General features: G+C 62.5%; 17 protein-coding genes. 4 read left to right on the forward strand and 13 right to left on the reverse strand.

From position 1 onward, the window contains the following. The first annotated feature begins 48 nt into the window (after positions 1-48). Both ABDX79_RS11250 and murJ read left to right on the forward strand, forming a co-directional pair. The gene (locus ABDX79_RS11250; RefSeq protein WP_346220386.1) at positions 49-2,943 is read left to right on the forward strand and encodes a [protein-PII] uridylyltransferase; all 2,895 of its coding nucleotides are present in this window, start codon (positions 49-51) and stop codon (positions 2,941-2,943) included. Continuing rightward, positions 2,940-4,547 carry a murein biosynthesis integral membrane protein MurJ gene (gene murJ, locus ABDX79_RS11255; protein ID WP_346220387.1) on the forward strand — a complete coding sequence of 536 codons (1,608 nt, stop codon included), beginning with the start codon at positions 2,940-2,942 and terminating at the stop codon, positions 4,545-4,547. The genes ABDX79_RS11250 and murJ overlap by 4 nt, the downstream gene beginning before the upstream one ends. 54 nt (positions 4,548-4,601) lie before the next feature. On the opposite strand, the gene ABDX79_RS11260 is transcribed toward murJ, so the two are convergent. From ABDX79_RS11260 to ABDX79_RS11320, 13 genes are all read right to left on the reverse strand, one after another. After that, positions 4,602-5,327: an adenine nucleotide alpha hydrolase family protein gene (locus ABDX79_RS11260; RefSeq protein WP_346220388.1), complete on the reverse strand. Its 726-nt coding sequence runs from the start codon at positions 5,325-5,327 to the stop codon at positions 4,602-4,604. Then, positions 5,324-6,538 carry an electron transfer flavoprotein subunit alpha/FixB family protein gene (locus tag ABDX79_RS11265; RefSeq protein ID WP_346220389.1) on the reverse strand — a complete coding sequence of 405 codons (1,215 nt, stop codon included), beginning with the start codon at positions 6,536-6,538 and terminating at the stop codon, positions 5,324-5,326. The genes ABDX79_RS11260 and ABDX79_RS11265 overlap by 4 nt, the downstream gene beginning before the upstream one ends. Then, complete coding sequence (locus ABDX79_RS11270; protein ID WP_346220390.1) at positions 6,535-8,487, reverse strand: DUF3483 domain-containing protein; 1,953 nt, start codon at positions 8,485-8,487, stop codon at positions 6,535-6,537. The genes ABDX79_RS11265 and ABDX79_RS11270 overlap by 4 nt, the downstream gene beginning before the upstream one ends. Before the next feature lie 2 nt (positions 8,488-8,489). Next, positions 8,490-10,544, reverse strand: coding sequence for an NADH:flavin oxidoreductase (locus ABDX79_RS11275; protein WP_346220391.1), 2,055 nt, complete (start codon positions 10,542-10,544; stop codon positions 8,490-8,492). 127 nt (positions 10,545-10,671) lie between these two features. Then, on the reverse strand, positions 10,672-11,784 hold the full coding sequence (locus tag ABDX79_RS11280) for an FAD-binding oxidoreductase (protein ID WP_346220392.1): 1,113 nt from the start codon (positions 11,782-11,784) through the stop codon (positions 10,672-10,674). A 22-nt stretch (positions 11,785-11,806) separates the two neighbouring features. Beyond that, on the reverse strand, positions 11,807-13,066 hold the full coding sequence (locus ABDX79_RS11285) for an aromatic ring-hydroxylating oxygenase subunit alpha (protein ID WP_346220393.1): 1,260 nt from the start codon (positions 13,064-13,066) through the stop codon (positions 11,807-11,809). A gap of 96 nt (positions 13,067-13,162) precedes the next feature. After that, entirely contained in the window at positions 13,163-13,729 is a 567-nt protein-coding gene (locus ABDX79_RS11290) for a sarcosine oxidase subunit gamma (protein ID WP_346220394.1), read from the reverse strand. Then, complete coding sequence (locus tag ABDX79_RS11295) at positions 13,722-16,706, reverse strand: sarcosine oxidase subunit alpha family protein (protein ID WP_346220395.1); 2,985 nt, start codon at positions 16,704-16,706, stop codon at positions 13,722-13,724. Before ABDX79_RS11295 ends, ABDX79_RS11290 begins: the two co-directional genes overlap by 8 nt. Positions 16,707-16,720: 14 nt before the next feature. After that, complete coding sequence (locus tag ABDX79_RS11300; RefSeq protein ID WP_346220396.1) at positions 16,721-17,026, reverse strand: sarcosine oxidase subunit delta; 306 nt, start codon at positions 17,024-17,026, stop codon at positions 16,721-16,723. A gap of 27 nt (positions 17,027-17,053) precedes the next feature. Further along, positions 17,054-18,307, reverse strand: coding sequence for a sarcosine oxidase subunit beta family protein (locus tag ABDX79_RS11305; RefSeq protein WP_346220397.1), 1,254 nt, complete (start codon positions 18,305-18,307; stop codon positions 17,054-17,056). Between the two features lie 204 nt (positions 18,308-18,511). Continuing rightward, positions 18,512-19,543, reverse strand: a complete 1,032-nt coding sequence (locus ABDX79_RS11310) for a GlxA family transcriptional regulator (protein WP_346220398.1) — start codon at positions 19,541-19,543, stop codon at positions 18,512-18,514. A gap of 127 nt (positions 19,544-19,670) precedes the next feature. Further along, a complete protein-coding gene (locus tag ABDX79_RS11315) occupies positions 19,671-20,915 on the reverse strand; it encodes an ATP-binding protein (protein ID WP_346220399.1) in 1,245 nt (414 codons plus the stop codon). Next, positions 20,915-21,649, reverse strand: coding sequence for a response regulator transcription factor (locus tag ABDX79_RS11320; RefSeq protein ID WP_346220400.1), 735 nt, complete (start codon positions 21,647-21,649; stop codon positions 20,915-20,917). Before ABDX79_RS11320 ends, ABDX79_RS11315 begins: the two co-directional genes overlap by 1 nt. Before the next feature lie 247 nt (positions 21,650-21,896). Here ABDX79_RS11320 and ABDX79_RS11325 point away from each other — a divergent pair, with 247 nt between their 5' ends. Both ABDX79_RS11325 and ABDX79_RS11330 read left to right on the forward strand, forming a co-directional pair. Then, positions 21,897-22,763: a hypothetical protein gene (locus tag ABDX79_RS11325; RefSeq protein WP_346220401.1), complete on the forward strand. Its 867-nt coding sequence runs from the start codon at positions 21,897-21,899 to the stop codon at positions 22,761-22,763. A gap of 461 nt (positions 22,764-23,224) precedes the next feature. Next, on the forward strand, positions 23,225-24,004 hold the full coding sequence (locus ABDX79_RS11330) for a D-alanyl-D-alanine carboxypeptidase family protein (RefSeq protein WP_463671155.1): 780 nt from the start codon (positions 23,225-23,227) through the stop codon (positions 24,002-24,004). Positions 24,005-24,140: the final 136 nt, after the last annotated feature.

Consider the following 24,140-nt stretch of genomic DNA (forward strand, 5'->3'; position numbering starts at 1 on the left):
CAGATGCGGCCAAGCCGCGCTGAAGATGCACCAAATTGCAGGATTGGCATGAGCCAGAACGCGTTGTTCGAGCCCGCTTCGACGGCAGACGATGAGACCACCGAGGGCATCAGCCCCACCGCGTCTTCTCCCGACGAGACATTCGTTTCGCTCGAGGGGATTCTCGATCGAGCGAAGCTCCGGGCCGACCTCGATGCGATCGCCGAAACGTATCACGCAGGCAACGGCAGCGATCTGCGTCTGAAAGTCCTGGAGCGTTTGAAGGTCGTCGTGTCAGAAGGGCGGGCCGCGATCCGCACGATGCTCTTCGAGGACAATCTGGGCACTCTCTGCGCCCGCCGGCTGGCGGCTCTCCAGGATGCTCTGATCCGAACCATCCACGATTTTTCCGTGAAACATGTGTTCGACGTTTCTGAACTTCCCGCCGATCAACGGCTTGTTGTCCTGGCTGTCGGAGGCTATGGTCGCGGAACGCTCGCGCCGGGCTCAGACATCGACCTGCTTTTTCTGATGCCGTCAAAGCACTCGGAAATTTGCGAGAAGATCGCCGAATATCTTCTCTACTTCCTTTGGGATCTCGGTTTCACCGTCGGCCATGCCTCGCGGACAGTCGACGAATGTATCGCGCTCTCGAAAGACGATTTCACGATCCGGACGTCGATCCTGGAGCGGTGGCTGGTTGCCGGCGAGGCGAAGATCGCGGCTGAACTCGACAGGCGTTTCGACAAGGAGGTCGTTCAGGGCACAAGTCGCGAATTCATCGTAGCAAAGCTCGCCGAACGCGACCAGCGCCATTCGAAGTCCGGTAACACGCGCTACCTTGTCGAACCCAACGTAAAGGAAGGCAAGGGCGGACTGCGCGATCTCAATACGCTGTTCTGGATCGCCAAATACCACTACCGGGTCGACACCTCTGAGGCATTGGTCAAGGCCGGCGTCTTTTCGCGCCGCGAGCAGACGCTCTTCGCCAAGGCCGAGGACTTTCTCTGGGCCGTGCGCTGCCACATGCATTTCGAAACCGGGAAAGCCGAGGAACGCCTGTCGTTCGACCTGCAGCCGACGATCGCCGAACGTCTGGGATACAATATCCATCCGGGGCTTCAGGCGGTCGAACGGTTCATGAAGCACTACTTCCTCATCGCCAAGGACGTGGGCGATCTGACGCGCATCTTCTGCGCCGCGCTTGAGGAAGAGGAGGCCAAGGAAGCACCGGGTCTGCGTGGCTTCGTCCGCTCGCTGCGCAACCGGGCGAAGTCGATCCCCGGAACGCTCGACTTTCACATCGACAACAATCGCATCAACGTCGTCTCGCGCGATGTCTTCAAGCGCGACCCGGTCAACATCATTCGCATCTTTCGCCTCGCGGCGATGCATGATCTCGAATATCATCCGGATGCCTTGAAGATTATTCGCCGCTCATTGCGTCTGATCAACAAGGATCTGCGCGAGAACCCCCAGGCCAATTCCCTGTTTCTCGACGTTCTGACGGATCGAAAGAATCCGGGCCTGCACATGGGCCGCATGAACGAGGCTGGTGTCCTCGGCCGCTTCGTTCCGGAATTCGGCAAGATCGTCGCGATGATGCAGTTCAATATGTACCATCACTACACGGTGGACGAGCATCTCCTGCGCACGCTGACCGAGCTCTCCCTGATCGAGCGCGGCGAACTCGTCGACGAACTGCCTGTGGCGTCCGAGATCGTCCCGAAGCTGCGCGATCGGCGTCTTCTCTACGTTGCGCTGTTCCTTCATGACATTGCCAAGGGGCGCCCGGAGGATCACTCGATTGCCGGTGCCCGCGTCGCTCGCCAGCTGTGTCCACGGTTCGGCCTCGACGCGCGCGAAACGGAGCTGGTGGCCTGGCTTGTCGAGGACCATCTGGTGATGTCGATGACGGCCCAGCAGCGCGACCTTGCCGATCGCAAGACGATCATCGACTTTGCCGAACGGGTCCGCACGCTCGAGCGGCTGAAACTCCTGATGGTCGTCACCGTCTGCGACATCCGCGCCGTTGGGCCCGGCGTCTGGAACGGCTGGAAGGGCCAGCTTATTCGCACGCTTTATTTCGAGACCGAGCCCACGCTGTCGGGCGGCTTCACGCAAACCTCCCGCGAACAACGCCTGATCGGCGCTCGCCGCCTTCTCTCCGAGCGTCTTGCCGACTGGAGCGAGGAGGAGCGGGAGGCGTATCTCGATCTGCCTTATCCGAATTATTTCCTGACCGTCCCGATCGACGAGCAGGTGGCGGATGCCGAATTCATCCGCTGCGCGAGCGGGGGCGAGCCTCTGGCGACGGAAGTGACGACCGATGCGTTCCGCCAGGTGACGCGCATCAAGGTGCTGGCTCCCGATCATCCGCGTCTGGTGTCCCAGCTTGCTGGTGCCTGTGCCGGTGCGCAGGCCAACATCGCCGATTCTCAGATCTTCACGCTGACCGATGGCCGTGCCCTCGACGTGATGACGATCTCGCGCGCTTTCGAGAACGAAGAGGACGAACTGCGCCGGGCGCGCAGGATCTGCGAGAACATCGGCAAGCTCCTGCGCGGCGAGACGATCATGTCGAAGCTCATCGCTCAGCCGCGTGGCGCGCATCGGACCGACCTTTTTGACGTGAAGCCGAAGGTGACCGTCGACAACGGGCTTTCGAACCGTGTCACGGTCATAGAGGTGGAAGGGCTCGACCGGACGGGGCTTCTCGCCGACATCACCGGCGCGATCTCGGACCTCAGCCTCGATATCCGCTCCGCCCATGTCTCGACCTATGGCGAGAAGATCATCGATGCGTTTTACGTGACCGACCTTATCGGTGGTAAGGTCACGTCCGAAGCAAAGATCGCGCGGATCGAGCGGCGGCTGGAAAACGTTCTCATCAGCGCCGAAGGCGAAGTCTCCTCGGGCAGCGCGATGTCGTCACAGAGCGCCTTTGGTCTTCAATTCAAATGAGTCTGATTTCGAAATTTGCGACCGTCGGTGGCGCGACGATGGTAAGCCGCGTCTTCGGTTTCGGGCGGGAAATGCTGATGGCGTCGGCTCTGGGCGTTGGCCCGGTCGCGGACGCCTTCAATCTTGCTTTCCGCTTTCCGAATCTCTTTCGCCGGCTGTTTGCGGAAGGCGCGTTCAATGCGGCCTTCATCCCGCTCTTTTCCCGATCCCTGGAAGAGGAAGGCGAGGCGGGTGCCAAGCGCTTCGCGTCGGAAGTCTATTCCACGCTCTTCGCCGTTCTGACGCTCTTCACCGTCGTCGCCTGGATCTTCATGCCGTTTCTGGTGAAGACGATCATTGCTCCCGGTATTACCTATTGCGTCGATGAGGAAGTCGGTGCTCAGGCGCTTTCCTGCGCGCAGCGCCTTGACCTGACAATCAGCCTGTCGCGCATCATGTTTCCCTATCTCGCCTGCATGTCGCTGATGGCGATGGTGTCCGGCATCCTGAACTCCTTCAGGCGCTTTTTCGCCGCTGCAGCCGCGCCGACCGTCCTGAACTTCGTTCTCATCGGCGTCATCGGCTATGCGATCGTCGCCGATTACGACAAGCCGGCGACGGCCTATCTGATGAGCTGGGGTGTCCTGGCATCGGGTCTCCTCCAGCTTGCGATCGTCGTTGCCGCCATGCGGTTGGGCGGTTTTTCCGTCGCCCTCAGAATGCCGCGCTGGACGAAGGGGCTGAAGCGTCTTCTCGTCCTGGCGGGGCCGGCGGCCCTGATCGGCGGCATCACCCAGATCAACCTCTTCGTGGGTCAGGCGATCGCCTCCTTCAAGCCGGGCGCTGTCTCCATCCTCCAATATGCCGATCGGCCCTATCAGCTGCCGCTCGGCATGGTGGGTGTCGCGATCGGCGTTGTTCTCCTTCCCGAACTCGCCCGATCCCTGAAGGCAGGACGGCTCGCCGAGGCGCAGCACACGCAGAACCGCTCGCTCGAATTCGCTCTGTTCCTCACGGTGCCCGCGGCCGTGGCGCTCTTTATCATTCCGGAGCCGATCATCCGGGTTATCTACGAGCGCGGCGAATTCGAACCATCTGCGACGCCTGCTGTCGCCTCCGTTCTCGGCCTTTACGCGCTCGGACTGCCGGCCTTCGTGATGATGAAGGTGTTTCAGCCGGGCTATTTCGCCCGCGAGAACACCAAAAGCCCGATGATCGCGACGATGATCTCGGCCGGTGCCAATATCGTCCTGTCGCTCGCCCTGTTCCAGGTCCTCGCCGAACAGGGCATCGCGCTGGCGACCACGATCGCGGGCTGGCTGAATGCGGGCCTCCTGTTCTGGGGGCTCTATAGCAAGGGGCTTTGGGAGATCGATGGGCAGCTCTTGAAACGCTCGGCGCTGATTCTTCTCAGCGCCGGTCTGATGGGACTCTCGCTCGTTGCGATGATGTGGGAGCTCGGCGACTGGCTGAAGCCGAACGATCCGGTTTCGACCCAGATCGCTGCCATTCTGATTCTCGTGGCGGTTGCCATGGCGATCTATTTCGCGCTGGCCCTTGCAACCGGCGCTGCGGATCGGCGTCTGATCATGAGGCTGCTCAAGCGCAAGCGTGTGAAGCCCTGAGTGCGCCAGAAATTTGAAAGCACCGCTTCCAAACCTCTGGCGCTCCAACATGCGTTAAAACGAGCGAATCCCGTTTCGTTCGAGATAATCGAGGATCAGCCTTGCCGCTTCTTCCGGGGCCGGCTGGACGTGCAGCTTTTCGCTGACATCGCCGCTGGACGCTTCGGCAGTGCGCATCAGGCGCGGACGATTGCGATAGGGCCGCTCGGCGAAAGCTGACGTATTTGGCACCTCTTCGCCAACGCTGACAGACCGGATTTCTCCGCGCCGTGCGGCTGCGTAGGCGAAGACGGCGGGGCTTGGCGCCAATGGATGGACCGTCATGATCGCGGGCAGGCGCACCGTCACCCGTCGACGGGCACCTTTCTTGAGGGCCTGATCTACCCGGATCGTGCCCGGTTCGCTGCCGACCTCGATCGCGACCACATCGGCGATGATCGGGCGGTCGAGTGCCTTGGCGATCAGATAGGGGACGAGCCCCGTATCGAGGCCGCCCTGACCGCGACGCCCCGCGAGAATCAGGTCGAACTGATCTGCTTTCAGGCGGTCAATCAAGACCGGGACTGGATCGGCGTCGTCCGACATCTGCAGACATTCGACAAAGGAAAGACCGACGCCGAGCGCTTCGCGTGTCGCATCGGTCTCTTCGCCGGCATGGAGACCGCTCACCGAACCGCCGAGCCGCTTTACAAGCGCGATGGCCTGAGCTTCCAGCCGCGCGAGAGCCGGGCGACCGGACACCGGATGGCGGGAATTGGAAAGGAGGACGGCGGACTTCATGCCTTGCCTCGACGCTCTTCGATGAGTTGCCTCAGGGCGGGCATCACCAGCTGGGCGTCCTGAATGATCGCCAGCCCGGAGCGCTCCACCATCTTGGCATGCAGGTCGGTGTTGACCGCGATCACGTGATCGCAGCCTGCGATGCCCTGAAGATGCTGCGGCGCGCCAGCGATGCCCAAGGCAAGATAGCATTCCGAAGACAGCACCGTGCCCGAAGCGCCGACCTGGGCCGAGCGCGGCATCAGACCGGCATCGCAGATGACGCGGGATGCGCCGGGCGTCGCGGTCATCACCTTGGCGAGGACCTTGAATTCCTCGATGTCGGTCACGCCATTGCCCGCCGACAAAACGAAATCCGTCTCGGAAAGCGAAAGCTCAGACGGATCACCGGGGATTGTCTCGACTGACAGGATCGACGGATCGCTCATATCGAGATGAGGCGCGTCCTCGATCTTGCGGGCTTCGCAAGGGGCCCCGGAATAATTCGCGGCACGATCCTCGTCGAGCGTGATGATGCGCGGCGGCTCGCCGTATTCTTCGGCTCTCATCCCGTTTTTGCGCCGCGCCACCTGCTTGGCACTCAGATAGACCGCATCGGTCAGGATGGGTTCGCCGAGCGATACGGCGAGACGGCGCGCGAGATCGGCGCTTTCATCATCCTCGGCAAGAAGGATGTGCTTCGGCTGAAGCTGCGCGACAGCCGCACTGATGCCTTCAGCCTTGAGGGATGCGGGCATGTTCGGATCGTCGCCGAGATCGAGGAGGCGATCAGCGCCGGCTGCGCCAAGATCGGCTGTTGCAGCTGGCGCGAGAGCGACGACGGCACCACCGCCGCCGCCGGCATCGGCAAGCATGCGGGCAGCACCAAGGATCTGGCGGTCAAAGCGCGACAGCCGGCCCTTCGGCGTCTGCAGGATGGCGAAGACGTGGAAGGCCGGCGTTTCGAGGATGCGGACCTGCGGCGCCTTCGGCTTGGCCGCGGGCGCGTCCGTCCGATTCGTCATGCGGGAGACGAGGGCGGTCGTCTGGGTGCGATCGTAGCGCTTGCGCGGCGCACCGAAGACTTCGATCACTTCGCGTTCCGCGCGCGGGTCTCTGCGCGGGCGCCGGGATGGCGAGACCGATGCTGCAAGATCGATGCGCCGGCGGGCTGTGCCGGCGACCGTCTTTGCCTCGCGTTCAGCTCTTGGGTCGCGTCGCGCGCGGCTCATGCGGGTTCGAGCTCCCGTTGTGTTCCCTGTTTGCGGGACTTCGCGTTCTTGCCGGCCTCGACCGCATCGAGCAGCAGTTCTGCGACATCCTTCACCTCAGCCCGGTCGCCCGTGACGCCCTCGAGCATCGCGGTGCATTGCGGGCAGGCGACCGCGACCGTCTTTGCGCCGGTCTCGCGCACCTGGCCCATCCTGATGTCCGGGATGCGATTATCGCCCGGAATATCCGCCGTCGGTGCACCGCCGCCACCACCGCAGCACATCGACTTGCGCTTGGAGCGGACCATTTCGCGACGCTCCAGTCCGAGCGCATCCAGAAGCGCGCGGGGCGCATCGAACTCGCCGTTGTAGCGGCCGAGATAGCAGGGATCGTGATAGGTGATCGCATGACCGGCGATATGACCAGTGGACAGGCGTCCCGTCTCGACGAGTTCATTGAGGAACGCGGTGTGGTGCACGACCTCGTAAGCGCTTCCGAAAGCCGAGTATTCATTGCGTAGCGTGTGGAGCGCATGGGGATCGGCCGTGAGGATACGCTTGAAGCTGACCTTCGAGAGCGTGTCGATATTCGCTTTCGCCAGCTGCTGGAAGCTCGCCTCGTCGCCGAGACGGCGAGCGAGGTCGCCGCAATCACGCTCAGTCTCGCCAAGCACCGCGAAGTCGACGCCTGCTTCGTTCAGAAGGCGGATCAGGGCTCTCAGCGTTCGCTGGCCGCGCAGGTCGAACGCTGCCTGACCGAGCCAGAGCAGGACCTCAGTGCTTTCGCCCTTGGCGAGGGTGCGCAGGTCGAGGCCGCTCGCGAAGTCTGTCCGCTCGCTGAGGCGATGGCCGTTCGGCTCGTCGGCCAGACGCGTATTATCGAGAACATCGGCGCCCTTGCCGGGCACGGCACCCAGTTCCAGCGTCTGGTAACGCCTGAGATCGACGATGGAGTCCACGTGCTCGATCATCATCGGGCACTCCTCGACGCAGGCCCGGCAGGTGGTGCAGGACCAGATCGTGTCGGGATGGACGATGCCGCCTTCACCGATGACCGCGTGATGAAGACCCGCTTCTCCGCCGGTCGACCGTGCGTTCGGATAGGGATTTCCGGCATACGGACTGCCATAGCCACCGCCGCCCGCTGCCGCAAGATCGGCAATCAGATGCTTTGGAGAAAGAGGCTGGCCCGCGGCGAAAGCCGGGCAGGCGGCCTCGCACCGGCCGCATTGAATGCAGGCGTCGAAGGACAGAAGCCTGTTCCAGGCGAAATCGGCGGGGTCCTCGCGGCCAAGCTTGTCGCCATCGAGTGCGATCGGCTTCAGGCCCGTCGAGCGCCCCTTGGGCAGCGACGCGTCGAAACGCTCGGGACGGGGATGAAGCGCAAGATGGGCGGCGCCCGCCAGCGCATGGCGCATCGGTCCAGTCGCGGCCTGGGCAGCGAGCGCGAGGCCGCCGGCTGCCGCAATGATCAGGAAAAGCAGCGAGAAAAACGGCAGGGGATCGCCGAAGGTCGCGAGTAGAGAACACAGAAGTCCGCCGCCCGCGAAGGCGCCGAGATAGAACGGTGTGCGCTGATAGCGACCAAGGGAAAGACGGGGTAGGGCGCGCGGATAGCGGCGCTGGGCGACCAGCGCCACGCCGACCGCCATCACCGCGAAGGCAAGCGCGACGATCGCCCAGTAGATCGCGGAGGCAGCAAGCGCGGGGATCAGGCCGAGCAGAAGAAGCCCGCCGGAGAGGACGAGCCCGCCGGCCACCGGCACGTGCATGCGCGAGGCGGATTTATCCCGATCGACCACATGGTGGACATCGACGAGATAGCGCTTCGGGATCGCCTTGACGCCGGCAACCCAGTCCACCTTGGCGGGCTGTCCCGACCGCCAGAGAACGACGCGCCGACCGATCTGCACTGCGGCGACGATCGCCATCGCGACGACGACATACGGCAGGAAAGCGGCTGCGCCCATGGCTACAGATCCTTGCAGAGCCGGAGTGCGTCGTAGATGGCGGCGTGAATGTTGCGACCGGCAAGAACATCGCCGACGCGGTAAAGCGTGAAACCGTCCTGCTGGCCCGAACCGTTGGTTTCGAAGGGTTGCGGCTTGCCGGCGACGATCGCTTCGTTGTCCACGAAGCCCGCGTTCCTCGACTTTTCCTTCAGCTTGAAATGAAGCTCGTCGACGGGATGGGTTCCGTAGTCGACGACCACATAGTCGACGACCCGCTCTTCTTCCTCGTGGGTCATCACGTTGCGGAGCGCCGCAATCTTGCGGTTGCCCTCCGGATAAATCTCGATCAGCTCCATGTTCGGGGTCTGGATGACGCCGAGATTGTAGAGTTCGCGCAGGTGAACGGGCTGGTTCGTGCCGCCGATCTCCTCGCCGACCATCCGGTCGTGGGTGGCAAGCTCGACCAGACAGCCCTTCTTGGCGAGATGCTCCGCAGTCGAGGCGGCGTTGTGGTCGCCCATCTCGTCGTAAAGAAGCACGGTGCCAGATGGCTCGACCTTGCCTTCCAGAACGTCCCAGGTGGAAATCGCGTGCTCGTGGCCTGCTGCCTCGCCGAGATGCGGAAGGCCGCCGGTCGCAACGATGACGATATCGGGTGAGAGTGCGAAGATCGCCGCGTCGTCGGCTTCGGTGTTGAGGCGGATGTCGACGCCAAGCTTCTGAACCTGTCCGACCAGCCAGCGCGGAATACCGGTGAGAGCCTCGCGCCATGTCGCCTTGGCAGCCGTCATCACCTGACCGCCCAGCTTGTCGGTCTTCTCGAAAAGGGTCACCTCGTGGCCGCGTTCGGCGAGGACGCGCGCCGCTTCCAGACCGCCGACGCCGCCGCCGATCACGACGGCGCGCTTCTTCACCTCGGCCTTCTCGATGACATGCGGCATCGTAGCTTCGCGGCCGGTGGCAGCGTTCTGAATGCACAGCGCATCCTTGCCCACATAGATCCGGTCGATGCAGTAGCCGTAACCGATGCATTGGCGGATATCGTCGGCGCGTCCCTCGGTCAGCTTCTTGATCAGGTGGGGATCGGCGATGTGGGCGCGGGTCATGGCGATCATGTCGACATGACCTTCGGAAACGGCGCGGGCACCTGTCGCAAGATCGGTCACGCGCTGGGCGTGGAAGATCGGAATGTCCACCTCGCGCTTCACGGCCGAGGCGACCGGCAGATAGGGCGCGACGGGGAAGGACATGTTCGGCAGCGAGACCGCGTGCGCGATGTGGTCGCGCGCTTCGCCGCCCATGATATTGAGGAAATCGACGAGGCCGCGCGAGGCATATTCCGAAGCGATCGCGATGCAATCCTCGGCGGTGAGGCCACCCTTCAGCATTTCGTCGCCCGACATGCGCATGCCGATGACGAAGTCGTCGCCGGCAGCCTCGCGCATCGCGGAGAGAATCTCGAAGCCGAGGCGCATGCGGTTTTCGAGGCTTCCACCATATTTGTCGGTGCGCTGATTGGTGAGCGGCGACCAGAACTGGTCGACCAGATGGCCGTGAGCGGCCGAAATCTCGCAGCCGTCGAGACCGCCTTCCCTGGCGCGCCGGGCAGCCTGTGCGAAATCACGGACAATCCGGTCGATCTCTTCCTGCTCCAGCGCCTTCGAGACCGAACGCGAAGCCGGCTCTCGGGTGACGGATGCGGATTTGACCGGCAGCCAGTTCTCCGTGTCCCATTTGGTGCGACGGCCCATATGGGTCAGCTGGATCATCAGCTTGGCGCCGTGCTGGTGAATGCGGTTCGCAAATTCCTGGAAGAACGGAATGATCGAATCGTCGGCGACGGAGATCTGGTTCCAGGGCGTCGCGGGGCTGTCGAGCGAGACCGATGAGGAGCCGCCGAACATGGTCAGGCCGATTCCGCCCTTTGCCTTTTCCTCGTGATAGAGTTGGTAGCGCTCCTGCGGCTTGCCATCCTTGCCGAACGAGGGCGCATGGCTTGTCGACATCACCCGATTGCGGATGGTCATGCCCTTGATCGTCAAAGGCTTGAGGAGAGCTTCGGCGTTGGCGATCATGAGGGGCGCTCTCCTGTATCGAGGCTGCTGTGATGTGTCGGATTTCGTGCGATCAGACAATCGCTGAATTCTGAGGGCGTGGCCTCCACTTCCCCGGGCTTTTTGCCCGGGGAAGACGCGAAAACGTCTAGCGGTCGATGACCAGATCGCTGGTCGGCTTCGAGCAGCACAGAAGCGCCATACCCTTGTCGATTTCGCGCTGGCGAATGCCGCCTGAGTGCTTCATGTCAACCGTCCCGGAGACGATCGTCGACTTGCAAGTGCCGCAAAGGCCCTTGGAGCAGGAGGACGGAACGCGGATACCGGCGCGGCGCGCCGCTTCCATCACCGTAATGCCTTCAGGGCACTCGACCGTGCGGCCCGTTTTGGTAAATTCCAGCTGGAATACCTTGATGTCGGTGGTGATCGCCTCGGTGGCCTCGGCGATCTGCTCCTGAGCTTCCTCCGTGAAGGAATCGAAGTTGAAGCTTTCCTGATAGAACCGGCTCATGTCGAAGCCGGCATCCTTGAGCGTCGCACTGACCGCTTTCATGAATGGTGCGGGCCCACAGACGAAGATCGTTCGCTCCGCATAGTCCGGGCAGATCACCTCAAGCTTCTGACGGTCGAAGCGGCCTCTAAAGCCGTTCCAGCGCTCGAAGGGCGCGTCCTGCTCGCAGATGAAGGTCGGCTTGATCCAGTGGTTGCGCCGGCCCATGAAATCGAGCTCGTCGCGGAAGATGATGTCGGCGGGAGTGCGCGCTGCGTGGATGAACTCAATATCCGAGATCAAGGCCAGATCGTAGGCCGAGCGGGTCATCGACATCATCGGGGTAATGCCGGAGCCGCCCGAGATGAACAGATATTTCGATTGCTGCATGCCCGACCAGGTGAATTCACCCATCGGGATGGTCGCCTTGACCATCATGCCCGGCTTGAACTCGTCGTGCAGCCAGTTCGAAACCGGACCACCCGGTACACGCTTGACCGTGATCGTCACGGTGTCGCGTCGGGAGGGCGGAGAAGAGATCGTGTAGCAGCGCTGGATGGTCTCGCCGTTGATCTCGAACTCGAAGGTCATGAACTGACCGGAGACGAACTCGAACTGGCGCTCGTTGCGCGGCGCCAGAACGAATGTCTTCACGTCGTGCGTTTCGTCACGCACGGCACGGCAGATCAGGAACTCGTCTTCCTCGGGCTCCCAGCGGAAGTAACCGGTTGGAACGGGCGCTTTGTATGGCTCGGGCGTGTGCGCGTCCATCGAACTTCCCTCCTTCGGCGCGTCAGGCAACGGCGCGCGTCTTGGCTAGGTGAGCCATCATGCGGCCGACATACCAGTTGGTACATTTCTCGACGAGCATTTCGGTGTGCGGAGAATAGGGCCCAGGAACATAGCCCTTGCCACGCACGCCTTGCTGGCAGTAGCCGACGAGTTCGCCGTCCTGCTGATTGGTGGCCATCCAGACGCCGATCAGGTTCTGGAGGTCGTAGTCGATGCCTTCGCGCGCATCCTTGTGGACAAGCCACTTGGTGCGCAGGATCGAGTGCTCGGCGTCCACCGGCAGAACCGAGAAGACGACCGCGTGGTCACCCATGAAATGATGCCAGGAGTTCGGCTGTGTCCACAGGTGCAGGGCGCCGGCCTTGGCGTTGGTCATGCTACCCATCAGCTTCTTGCACGCGCGCTCGGTGTTGAGCGTGTGGCTTTCGCCGGCACCTGCGAGCGGCAGACGCTCGGTGCGGAAGCTGGTGACCATCTCGTCGAGGCGGTCGATTTCCTTCGACGGCAGGCCTTGGGACTCCCATTCCTTGTGGTTGTCATTGAGCATGCAAGCATAATTTTCCGCATGCTCACGCTCGGATGGTTCGAGCTCCTTCGGGTCGAAGCCGAAGCCATAGGAGAACAGGGGGATCGTCAGCTCTGGATGGTTCGCACTGCAGTGATAACACTCGCGATTGTTCTCAATCGTGAGCTTCCAGTTGCCGTGCTCGACGAGGTCGTGCTCGTAGGCAACCTTCGCGTCACGCAGGTTGTGCGGCTTCAGATAGGGCGCGAGCTGGCGCTCCATCTCGTCGAAATCCGAAGGCGGATTCTCGTCGAGGCAGATGAAGAGCAGGCCTTCGAGCGAGCGGCAATGGACCTTTTTCAGGCCGTGGCAGGACATGTCGAAGTCCTGGCCCATATGCTCGGCGTGGATGAGCGCGCCGGTCGTGTCGTAGACCCAGGAATGATAGCGGCAGACGAGATTGCCGACCGTCGACTTCTCTTCGTGGACGAGACGCGCGCCACGGTGACGGCAGACATTGTGGAACGCGCGGATCACGCCGTCGTCGTCGCGCACGATGGCGACTTCGGTCTCGTGAATCTTCACGACCATGACGTCGCCCGGCTCGGGGATGTCGACGTCGACGCCGACGAAAATCCAGTGCTTGCCGAAGATCACTTCCATGTCCGCCGCGAAAATTTCTGGGTCGGTATAGAAGGGAGCTTCAAGTGTGTAACCCTTCTTGCGATGGGTCAGTTGCGAGACGAGATCGATCATGGTGACGCCTGTCTGTGCGGTTGTGGGTCGGCGGTTAGTGTGTCCGGCCACGTAGGAAACGAAAGAAGCGAATTGGTGCCTTATTGCGGTGCGATTTTAAGCGAAATCGAGCGCTGCTTCGGCCAGGAAACCCTGGACGTAGGTTCCGAAAGAGCGCCAGCAGGTGACGCGCCAAGTGGTCTCGTCGATTCGAGCGAGTACAATCTCCGACTTTCCGAGCAGTGTACGCGTCGCGCTGCCGACCGGGAAGGCGGAAAGTGACAGATCAATCGGGCAGCCCGAATTGATGACAGCCTCCGAATCCTTGCCCGTCACTTCGAAGGTCACGTCGCGATGCGAGACATCGACCAGCGAATGCGCCACGTTGTCGAAGGACCGCGCGACGTTCTCGATGACAGCTTCGGTTTCGCTCTCTTCGCAGAGGAGCATCCACTCGTCCGGGCCGAGACGGAGACTCGCAAGCCCCATATTTTCGCGGCGCGAGTTGATCGGGCCGTCGACCGCGAAGCCCGCGACCTCAGTGCTGCCCGAAAGCGCCTTCTGCTTTGCGCGGAAGGAGAGACGGCCGACAGCTGGCTGCACGGTGATCTTGACGGGCCCGGCGGTGGCGCGGGCGTCTGGACGGACGGCCTGTACGCGGCGGGCGACATTGACCTCAAGCATCGACCTTTTCTCCCTGAACGGTGTGGAAGACGGAAGTTGAAATGGTGGCCTCGGTGAAGCCGTTCGGCGTGGTCACCCAGACTTTTTGGCCGATACGGTCCCGGCCACCCTTGATCATGCCCATCGCGATCGATCGGCCGCAGTTCGACGAGTAGTAGCTGGAGGTGACATGGCCGATCATCGGCATCGGAACCGGGATGCTTGGATCTTCGACGACTTGGGCACCTTCATCGAGAACTTCGTTCGGATTCTTGGCGAGGATACCGACGAGCTGCTTGCGATCGGACAGAAGCATATCGGGCCGGCGAAGCGAACGCATGCCGACGAAGTCCGACTTCTTCTTGGAGACGAGACCCGAAAGCCCGACATCGTCCGGCGTCGCGGTACCGTCGGTTTCCTGGCCGACGATGATGAAGCCCACCTCGCAGCGCAGGACGTGCATGGTTTCCGTGCCGTAGGGCGTGATGTCGTACTTCTTGCCTTCTTCGTAGAGGGCTTTCCAGACGCTCTCGGCGTACTCGGCCGGAACATTGACCTCGAAGCCCTTTTCGCCGGTGAACGACACCCGGAAGAGGCGGGTGGGAACGCCGCAGATGAAGCCCTCGCGGACGGCCATGTGCGGGAAGGCGCTTTCCGACAGATCGATATCCGAAACGAAGGGTTCGACGACCTTCTTGGCGTTCGGGCCCTGAACGGCGATCGCTGCCCACTGCTCGGTGATCGATGTGATGAAGACGTCGAGATCCGGCCATTCGGTCTGGAGGTAGTCCTCCATGTGCTGGAACACCCGTGGCGCGCCGCCGGTGGTCGTCGTCACATGGAAACGGTCCTCTGCGAGGCGGGCGACGACGCCGTCATCCATGACGAAGCCGTTCTCGCCGAGCATCAGGCCGTAGCGGCAACCGCCCACCTTCAGCTTGGTCCAGGCATTGGTGTAGATGCGGTTCATGAACTCGGCCGCATCCGGGCCGACGACCTCGATCTTGCCGAGGGTCGAGGCGTCGAAGATTCCGACAGAGGTGCGCACGGCCTTGCACTCGCGCGAGACTGCGTCGCGCATGCTCTCTCCGGCCTTCGGGAAGTAGTGCGCACGGCGCCAGTTCCCGACCGGTTCGAACTCGGCTCCGTTAGCGACGGCCCATGCGTCGATCGCGGTCGTGCGGACCGGCTCGAAACGATCTCCACGCGAAGGGCCGACGAGAGCGCCAAAGGTGACCGGGGTATAGGGCGGACGGAAGGTCGTCGTACCGATCGCCGGAAGCGGCCGGTCGAGAACGCCGGCGACGAGACCGAGCGCGTTCATGTTGGAGGTCTTGCCCTGGTCCGTCGCCATACCGGTCGTGGTGTAGCGCTTGACGTGTTCGATGGACTCGAACCCCTCGCGAACGGCGAGCTTGATATCCTTGGCGGTGACGTCGTTCTGGAAGTCTATGAACGCCTTGACCTTCTTCGGATCCGCATCGGTCGGCATGACGCGAACCGGCTCGAAACCGACAAAGGTCGGCGTCGCCGAAGCCGTCTTGTCCGAACCGCCAGCCTTGTAGCCGTCGGCGATGATGTCGGAGAGGTCGTAGATGCCGTGGCAGGCACCGGCAGAGACCTCTTCCTGGGCGGACTGGCCGGGCAGGAAGGCGTCGAGGTCGGCGTTGTAGGCGAGCTTGCCGCGGGACTGTGAGAACAGATGGACGGACGGCGTCCAGCCGCCGGACATCGCAACCGTGTCGCAGGCGAGGGTGCGACGCGTGCCGACCTGGCCATTGTTGTCGAGCGGAGCGACCACGAGACCGGAGACGCGCGCCTTGCCGAGTGCCTTGACCACCGTGTGGCTGGTCATGACATTGATCCCGGCCGAGCGAGCTTCGGCAAGTTCAGGCCCGCAATCTTCGCCTAGGCGGATATCGACGATGGTGACGTCGATGCCAGCCGCCTTTGCGTCGAGCGCGGTGCGATAGGCCGATGCGCCACAGGTGGCGACGACCATCTTCTTGCCAGGCAGAACGGCGTAGCGGTTGATGAACGCACGCGCACTTTCTGCGAGCAGGATACCCGGACGGTCGTTGTTTTCGAAGACGAGCGGACGCTCGTGGCTGCCGGCGGCGATGATGACCTTGCCTGTACGAACCTGCCAGAGGCGTTCGCGAGCAAGGTTCTCCGGCGCGTTGTCGCGGTGGTCCGCAACACGCTCCACCATGGCGATATGGTTGTGGTTGTAATAGCCGAACACGGTCGTGCGCGGCAGAACGATCACGTTCTCGCGGGCGTCGAGCTGGGCCACCATCTCCTCGACCCATTCGGCGGCGGGCTTGCCGTCGATCTCGGAGGTGGCGTCGTTGAGAAGCGAGCCGCCGAGCTTGAAGCCCTCGTCGGCGAGGATCACGCGCTTGGAGCCATCTTCGGATGCAGCGAGGGCGGCCGAAAGGCCTGCAGGACCTGCGCCGACGACGAGGATGTCGGCATGGGCGTGGCGATTGGCGTAACGGTCGGCATCCGACACCTCAGGCGCATCGCCGAGGCCTGCGGCGCGGCGGATGACGGGCTCGTAGACCTTGTCCCAGAACTTCCGGGGCCACATGAAGGTCTTGTAGTAGAAGCCCGCGACGAAGACCGGCGACAGGACGTCGTTGACCGCCCCGACATCGCGCTCCAGCGAAGGCCAGTGGTTCTGGGTCGCGACCTTCAGGCCCGGACGGGCCTCGACCACGGAGGCGCGGTTGTTGGGGTCGCGGCGACCTTCGCCCATTTCGGGGCGCCAGTCGACCGAGAGCAGCGCGTTCGGCTCGTCCGAGCCGTGGCTCAGAATGCCGCGCGGACGGTGATACTTGAAGGACCGACCGGCGAGATGGGAGCCGGATGCAAGCAGCATCGAGGCGATGGTGTCGCCGCGATAGCCGTTGAGCGTCTTGCCATTGAAGGAAACGGTGATCGGCTGGGAGCGGTCGATATGGCCGCCGGATGATCTGCGAAAGGGCTGGCTCATCTTGATTCGAACCTTCAGGCGGTGCGGACGGAATCGGAGGAAGCGGCTAGATCGGGACGGGGCATGCCCATCTCGTAGGTCGCGGCGAACTGGTCGGTGACCGTATCGCGCAGCGCGTTGAACCAGCGGCCGCAGCCGTGGCGATGCTGCCAGCGCTCGGCATGCATGCCCTTGGGGTTCGTGCGGTAGTAGAGGAACTCCGCCCAGTCCTGATCAGTCATCTCGGACGGGTTTTCGGGGCGCTCGATATGCGCTTCGCCACCGCCATGAAATTCGGTCTCGGGCCGGTTTCCGCAATAGGGACAACGGATGAGAAGCATGGGCCTGATCCTTCTTGGAACGGAGCGTCAGTGGGAGACCGCGGCAGCGGCCGCTTCGTCGATCAGCTGGCCGGTGCGGAACCGGTCGAGGCTGTAGGGCGCATTGATCTTGTGCGGCTCGCCGGTGGCCAGCATGTGCGCGAAGACGTGGCCCGACCCCGGCGTCGCCTTGAAGCCGCCGGTTCCCCAGCCGCAGTTGACGAAGAGGTTCTTGATCGGCGTCTTCGACAGGATCGGCGAGCGGTCAGGCGTGACGTCGACGATGCCGCCCCAGGAGCGCAGCATGCGCATGCGGGTGAACTGCGGGAAGAGCTCGCAGATCGCATCGAGCGTGTGGTTGGTGACGTGGATGCCACCCTGCTGCGAATAGGAGTTGTACTGGTCGGTACCGGCACCGATCACCAGCTCGCCCTTGTCGGACTGCGAGATGTAGGCGTGCACGGCGTTCGACATGACGACGCAGGGGAAGCACGGCTTGACCGGCTCCGACACAAGCGCCTGCAGCGGCACGGATTCGACCGGCATGCGCAGGCCGAAACGGCCCATCACGACGCCGGTGTGACCGGCCGCGACGACACCGACCTTCTTGGCGCCGATGGTGCCGCGGGTCGTCTCGACGGCCTTGACGGAGCCGTCCGGATTGCGCTGAAGGCCCGTGACCTCGCAGTTCTGGATGATGTCGACGCCGCGCGCGTCGGCGCCGCGTGCATAACCCCAGGCCACCGCGTCGTGGCGGGCGGTGCCGCCCTTGCGCTGCAGCGCGCCGCCCATCACAGGATACCGGATGTTCTTCGAAGTATCGAGCGGCGGGCAGAATTCCTTGCACTCCTCGGTCGTCAGCCACTCGTTCTCGACGCCGTTGAGCTTGTTGGAATAGACGTGCCGCTTGAACGTGACGACATCATGATGGTTGTGCGCGAGCATGAGGACGCCGCGCTGGGAGAACATGATGTTGTAGTTCAGCTCCTGGGAGAGGCCTTCCCAAAGGTTCATCGCGTGATTGTAGAGGGCAGCCGACTCGTCGAACAGGTAGTTCGAGCGGATGATCGTCGTGTTACGGCCGGTATTGCCGCCGCCGATCCAGCCCTTTTCGATCACGGCGACATTCGTCACGCCATGAACGCTCGCGAGATAGTAAGCCGTTGCAAGGCCGTGGCCACCACCACCGACGATGACGACGTCGTACTCTTTCTTGGGCTCCGGCGCACGCCATTGGCGTTCCCATCCGGTATGGCCTTGGGTGGACTCTTTGAGCAGAGAGGCGAGTGAGAAACGACGCATGGATCAGGCCCCCGTTGAGACAAGTGTGGTGTAAATTTTAACGCGTTACAAAACTGTCGGAAAAGCGTCGCCAATCATGAGGAATGCGACACCTTTGTTCGATTTGCTGCGCTGCCGAAAAAGGTGGCAGCAGGTGCAAAAAATCGTTTAGTACCAGCTCTTTATACTCAGGACCTTTGAAGCCGGCTTACCGGAAGCGACCGGCTAAACGGTCGCCGTTTCGATATTTTCCCGTCGCGAACGCACTTGCTTGGGCGACTGTCCGAAGGCTGTTCGGAAGCTCTGCGCGAAGTGTGCACCGTCGCAGAAACCGGATTCGATGGCGATGTCGGTCACCGATTTGCTGGTCGTTTCCAGAAGCCGCCGCGCATGGTCGAGGCGAATCTTGCGATAGACCGCCGCCGGGGCCTGCCCCAGCGTGGTTCGGAACAGGCGTTCGAGCTGCCGGCCCGATAAATCCAGACGAATGGCGATGGTATCGACCGGCAATGGATTGCCCACATGGCTCTCCATCAACAGGATCGCCCGGCGAACGCGAGAATCGGACGAGGCCGATCCTGCATGAGGCTGCGCTTCGCTGCCTTGCCTCGCATCGTGGAGCTGCAGCACGTGAAGGCTTTTCTTGGCGGCGTCGAGATTGATGTGCCGCCTGACGAGATAGGCCGCGAGATCGGCCACCCCGCCACCACCGGCGCAGGTGATGCGATTGCCGTCGTCGATGAAAAGCTGTTGCGTGTCCGGCGTCTGATCGGGAAATTCGGCCGCGAAATCCTCGGCATGAAACCAGGATACGCAGGTGCGCCGCCCCTTCATCAAGCCGGCGCGCGACAGGACGAAGGAGCCGGTACAAACGCCGATCAGTGTCGAGCCAGCCTGATCGCAGCGATCGAGATAGCCCAGAATCGCGCGGTCGATCTGTTCGCCGCCATCAAGCAGCCCGCCGACCACGACGATGTAGTCGAAGTTTTCAGGCTCGATGAGGCCTGACGTGCGCGTGACGCTGACACCGCAGCTGGAGCGAAGCGGCTCTGGCCTTGGTGCCATGATGTGCCAGCTAGCGCGAATGGGGCGGGAGCGATCGCCATCGTCGCCGGCAAGGCGAAGCGTGTCGATAAAGAGGGAGAGGGCGGAAAGCGTGAAATTGTGGGCGAGGAGAAATCCGACGCGGAGAGCAGGGCGTGCATCGGGAGCAGCTGTCGCAAGGATCTTGCGGCCGTTTCTCGACGCTCGATTCATGCCTCGATCGGACATTTCTCCCAAAGTCCCATATCTGCCTTCCTATGGATAAAGCGAAGGCTGGTGACGATATCAAGTTTATAGCACGGAATGACGCATCTGTGATGATTTGATGACTTGCCAATCGTCAGCCGTGAAGCCGCACCGTCTGCCTCAGGCCTCCCTCTGGTTTGTTGGCGATTTCGACTTCGCCTCCGAGTCTGTCGATGATCTCTTTTGCAATCGCCATCCCAAGACCTGCGCCCGGTTTCAGCTTGCGCCGTCCGGGGTCGACACGGAAGAACGGTTCGAAGGCGCGATCGATCAGTTCGGGTGGAATTCCCGGACCGTTATCGCTGATCGTGATAATGGCTGACCGCCCGGCCTGGTGAAGCTCGATCCGCGCTGTGTCGCCATGGACGGCGGCGTTCTCCACCAGATTTCTGAGCGCGCGCTTGAGGGCGAGCGGCGGCGCCGAGACGGAAATATCGGCGTCCCTGTCGATTGCCGGGTCGACGATCAGTCCGATATCGCGAAGCTCGCATGCGATTTCCCAGAGCAGGAGCGGGAGAACGACCGTTTCGCGGGATTGTGGATCGACGTCCTCCCGAACGAGGCGGATGGCCGAATCCGCGATCCGGTCGAGTTCCTCCAGATCCTTCAGCCAGACGCCGCGATCTTCCTCGGGCAGAAACTCGGCCCGAAGCCGCATGCGTGTCATGGGGGTTCTGAGATCGTGACCAGCCGCCGCGACGAGCCGCATGCGTGTTTCGATGCCGGTCTTTACCCGATCGATCAGCAGGTTGAGCGCGCGGGCGGTTTCGCGCACTTCCATCGGACCCCGTTCGGGAAGTTTGGCTGGAAGTCCGTCGGGTCCGACCGTCGCGATCGCTCTTTCCAAAAGGCGCAAGGGACTTGCGACCTTTCCCGCAACGAGAAGTGCGATGACGATGGCGCCGAGTGTCACCAGAGCCATATTGGCGACAAAGACCGGCCAGTTACGCGGTGGCGGACCGAGAAAGGGCAGATAGGCCCATTGGCCGTCCGCGAATTCAAAGGCGAGCTGTCGGGCGCGACCGGTCTTGTCGTGAACGATGCGCACCGGAATGATGTCGCCGGACGTGTCGCGCACGGACGACAGAAACTTGCGCTTCCGCACCGAATAATCTTCACCTTTCTTTGGGGGCGGCCCGACGGTGATTTGAAGCCGCTCGGCAGCCTGCGGGTCGTCCTGCAGAACCGCCGTCACGATCCGAACCTCTTCGGCAAAGGTCTGGTAGAAGCTTTCGCGGTCGGGCCGGTCCAGAAGCTGAACCGAGACCATTGCAGCGACGACGACGACGCCGACGATGGCGAAGACGATGAGAAGTGCGATGCGGGCACGCAGGGACATCACGAGCGTCCGCCGCCCTGCTTTTCCACCATCGCGGCGAACTGGTAGCCGCCATTTCGCACGGTTTTAAAAAGCTTGAATTTTCCGCCGTCATCGAGCTTGCGCCTCAGCCTGCTCATCGTAACGTCTATCGCCCTATCGTATGGCTCGACGTTTCTCCCGTGAAGGTGGTCCATCAGAAGATCCCGAGACAGGACGCGGTTGGGCCGCTCGAGGAAGATCATAAGGAGATCGAATTCAGCGCCGGTCAGCGCAATTTCTTCGCCAGAGCCATCGGTAACCCTTCGCCGTCCTGGATCGGCCGAGAATCCCTCGAAGGCGTAAATTGCGCCCGCTTCCTCGTTTGTCGTGCTGTCCGCGTGCTGCGAGGTGCGACGGAGCACCGCCTTTATGCGTGCCGCGAGTTCGCGCGGATTGAAGGGCTTGCCGAGATAGTCGTCCGCGCCGAGTTCGAGCCCGACGATGCGGTCGACATCCTCCTTGAGTGCCGTCAGGAGAATGATCGGAAGCTGGGGGCGTCGATCCTTGAGGTCGCGGCAGATCTCAAGACCCGATCCGTCCGGCAGCATCACGTCGAGGACGAGAAGATCGATCCTGGCTTCCGCGAGCTTTGCTTCGCAGGATCTGCGGTCTATCGCCAGCGTGCAGCGGAAGCCTTGGCCTTCGAGATATTTGCCGAGAAGACGGCCGATCTCGGGATCGTCGTCGGTGACGAGAATATGCGGCAATGCCATGGTTCGATGATCCGGTTGGGCGAGGGCGGTCAAAGGCGAATGGGCCGGATGTTCGCCGTTTCTGTGAAACGCCAAAACCGTACGATTGCCGAGTCGCTTCGTGTGACAAAACCTTTCAGAAGCACGTCCCCGCAACCTTCCGCAATGAAAAGCGCCCCTGTGGGACACACTTTGTTACGTTCCGCCGAACCTGGGACATCGAAGAGGGTTAAACCCGGATTATCGCAGGAAAAACAAGGATGATCCCATGTCGAACCAATCGAGCGCCACGCCCTTGAGGACCCGTAGCCGAATCGCGGCGGTGCTCGCCGGAGTGCTCGTTTCCACGACCGCGCTGACCGCAGCGCAGGCGCAAACCACCGAGCCCATCCAAGCACCGCCGGCGACCTCCGGCGAGGCCAGCCCGGCATCCACGCAAGGCGCAGAGAGGGCAGGTGAGGGCGAACGTCAGGCCGATCGCATGGAGCGCCGGACGGATCAGGAGAAGCGCCACGCCGAGCGTCGCGGTGGCGATTGGCATAAAAAGCACGGATGGCACCACCGCCGCGGAGGAATGGGCGCGATGATGACGCCGGCCCGTGTCGCAACGGCATTGGCTGCGCTTGAAACCGGCATCGGAATCACGCCGGAGCAGATGCCCGTCTGGCGCCAGTTTTCGTCGGCTGCGACCGCTTTCGCCATCGCCGCACAACCCGGCCCCGGTCCACGTGGCAAGAGACCCGGCGCACGCGGAGAGAATGCGAGTGAGGGCGGCGACGCGATGCAGCCGGGCGATCAGACGGCCGGTCGCCAGGACGACGGTGCATCGGATACCCCAAACACCCGCCGGGAACGCGGTGAGCGTTCACCGTTCGAGTTCATCGACCGGATCACCCAGCGTGCGATTACATCTGGCGAAGAGGCTAAACGATTGCAGACCGCTTCCTCAGAGCTTCAGGAAGCCCTGACCCCGGAGCAGGTGGAAACGGCAACCGCACTCGTTCGCTCCATGATGCGCGAGGCCCGTTCGCAACGCGGCGGTCGACATGAGATGCGAGGCCATCACGGAAAGCATCATGGCGAGCGTCACGGTGATGAGCGCGGGCATCACGGCCAAAATCGCGGGTCGGATTGACCGCTTCAAACCCGATCTCCGCGAAACTGGCCCCGGACATCACGTCCGGGGCCTTTCTGCATCTGGTCGTGCCGGTCGGAACTGCCGAAACTGTTCCTGCGGTCCATGATCAGACCGACAGAGACGACGCTCCGCACGAAGTGATGACAATGTGATCCCGCGAAACGAGTACTGCGTGCACATCGGAAGACCCTGAAAGCGCGGCATTCCCGCCGCACTCATGTTGCTATGCCGGCACAACGGCGACGTGATTCGTTGGCCGGCTTCCGTCTCGTTTGACCCTCCTTAAGATCCTCGCCCATAGGGTTAATTCTTCCGGAACTGGATCGAGAGCCGATGCCATGGGCGACATTCTATCGCGAGCACCATTCAGGCGACTGAGCGGGCGGCTATTCGCGGCCATCCTTTCGCTCGGCCTCTTGGCCGGCTGTCAGTCTTCCCAGCTGACGGCCGAAGGTCTGATGCCCGCATCGCGGCCGGTGTCGCCGATCGCCTTCAGCCAGATCGAGCGGCGCGGCCACTCCGCACTCGTCGTCGATTATGCGACCGGACGGACCCTTTACGAAGATCAGGCCGACGAGCTGCGCTATCCCGCCTCGCTCACGAAGATGATGACGCTCTATCTTCTGTTCGAGGCCGTTGAGCAGGGTCAGCTTTCGCGCGATACGTTGTTTACGGTGAGCGAGAACGCGGCGTCGAAGCCGCCCTCCAAGCTTGGCCTGAAGCCCGGCGAGACGATCCCGGTCAGCCTCGCGATGACGGCTCTCGCGGTGAAATCGGCCAATGATGTCGCAACGGTCGTCGCGGAGAACATGGCGGGCTCCGAAGAGGCCTTCGCCGCGGTCATGACGCGCAAGGCGCGCTCGCTCGGCATGAACCACACCCAGTTTGCCAACGCTTCCGGACTGCCGGACCCGCGACAGGCTTCCAGCGCGCGGGATATGGCCATTCTCAGCCGTGTCCTCCTCTCGCGCTACCCGAGGGACGTGCGGCTCTTTTCCACGCCCTCCTACGAATACAAGGGCCGAACCTACAAATCGACGAACAAGCTCCTCGGCAAGGTTGCCGGCGTCGACGGCATGAAGACCGGCTATATCAACGACGCCGGCTCGCATTTGGTCGCGACCGTTCGGCGCAATGGCCGCCGACTGATCGTGGTCGTCATGGGCGGCGATTCAAGCCGCAAGCGCGATGCCGAAGTGACCGAGCTGATCGAGCGCTATGCCGGAGCCGGTGCTTGAGCACCGGCCAGTAAGCCGCAAGGCGATTGGAAAGTCCGGTTGCCTGAGCCGGATCGGATCGCGTCGGTCCAATCCTTCCGTGCATTCTACCGGGCGCACGGCAATCCCGAAGCCTCTGGCAGGACGCTCCGATCAT

It is taken from the genome of Fulvimarina fulva, from assembly GCF_039652615.1.
GTDB lineage: Bacteria > Pseudomonadota > Alphaproteobacteria > Rhizobiales > Rhizobiaceae > Fulvimarina.

What these genes read in the sequence shown, in the direction of transcription:
- ABDX79_RS11300 (WP_346220396.1), bottom strand. Translation starts at nt 17,026, where the DNA reads ATGCTTCTCATCCGTTGTCCCTATTGCGGAAACCGGCCCGAGACCGAA.
- ABDX79_RS11270 (WP_346220390.1), bottom strand. Translation starts at nt 8,487, where the DNA reads ATGGGCGCAGCCGCTTTCCTGCCGTATGTCGTCGTCGCGATGGCGATC.
- ABDX79_RS11295 (WP_346220395.1), bottom strand. Translation starts at nt 16,706, where the DNA reads ATGAGCCAGCCCTTTCGCAGATCATCCGGCGGCCATATCGACCGCTCC.
- ABDX79_RS11310 (WP_346220398.1), bottom strand. Translation starts at nt 19,543, where the DNA reads ATGAATCGAGCGTCGAGAAACGGCCGCAAGATCCTTGCGACAGCTGCT.
- ABDX79_RS11315 (WP_346220399.1), bottom strand. Translation starts at nt 20,915, where the DNA reads ATGTCCCTGCGTGCCCGCATCGCACTTCTCATCGTCTTCGCCATCGTC.
- ABDX79_RS11260 (WP_346220388.1), bottom strand. Translation starts at nt 5,327, where the DNA reads ATGAAGTCCGCCGTCCTCCTTTCCAATTCCCGCCATCCGGTGTCCGGT.
- ABDX79_RS11265 (WP_346220389.1), bottom strand. Translation starts at nt 6,538, where the DNA reads ATGAGCCGCGCGCGACGCGACCCAAGAGCTGAACGCGAGGCAAAGACG.
- ABDX79_RS11325 (WP_346220401.1), top strand. Translation starts at nt 21,897, where the DNA reads ATGTCGAACCAATCGAGCGCCACGCCCTTGAGGACCCGTAGCCGAATC.
- ABDX79_RS11275 (WP_346220391.1), bottom strand. Translation starts at nt 10,544, where the DNA reads ATGATCGCCAACGCCGAAGCTCTCCTCAAGCCTTTGACGATCAAGGGC.
- ABDX79_RS11305 (WP_346220397.1), bottom strand. Translation starts at nt 18,307, where the DNA reads ATGCGTCGTTTCTCACTCGCCTCTCTGCTCAAAGAGTCCACCCAAGGC.
- murJ (WP_346220387.1), top strand. Translation starts at nt 2,940, where the DNA reads ATGAGTCTGATTTCGAAATTTGCGACCGTCGGTGGCGCGACGATGGTA.
- ABDX79_RS11280 (WP_346220392.1), bottom strand. Translation starts at nt 11,784, where the DNA reads ATGGACGCGCACACGCCCGAGCCATACAAAGCGCCCGTTCCAACCGGT.
- ABDX79_RS11330 (WP_463671155.1), top strand. Translation starts at nt 23,225, where the DNA reads ATGCCCGCATCGCGGCCGGTGTCGCCGATCGCCTTCAGCCAGATCGAG.
- ABDX79_RS11250 (WP_346220386.1), top strand. Translation starts at nt 49, where the DNA reads ATGAGCCAGAACGCGTTGTTCGAGCCCGCTTCGACGGCAGACGATGAG.
- ABDX79_RS11290 (WP_346220394.1), bottom strand. Translation starts at nt 13,729, where the DNA reads ATGCTTGAGGTCAATGTCGCCCGCCGCGTACAGGCCGTCCGTCCAGAC.
- ABDX79_RS11285 (WP_346220393.1), bottom strand. Translation starts at nt 13,066, where the DNA reads ATGATCGATCTCGTCTCGCAACTGACCCATCGCAAGAAGGGTTACACA.
- ABDX79_RS11320 (WP_346220400.1), bottom strand. Translation starts at nt 21,649, where the DNA reads ATGGCATTGCCGCATATTCTCGTCACCGACGACGATCCCGAGATCGGC.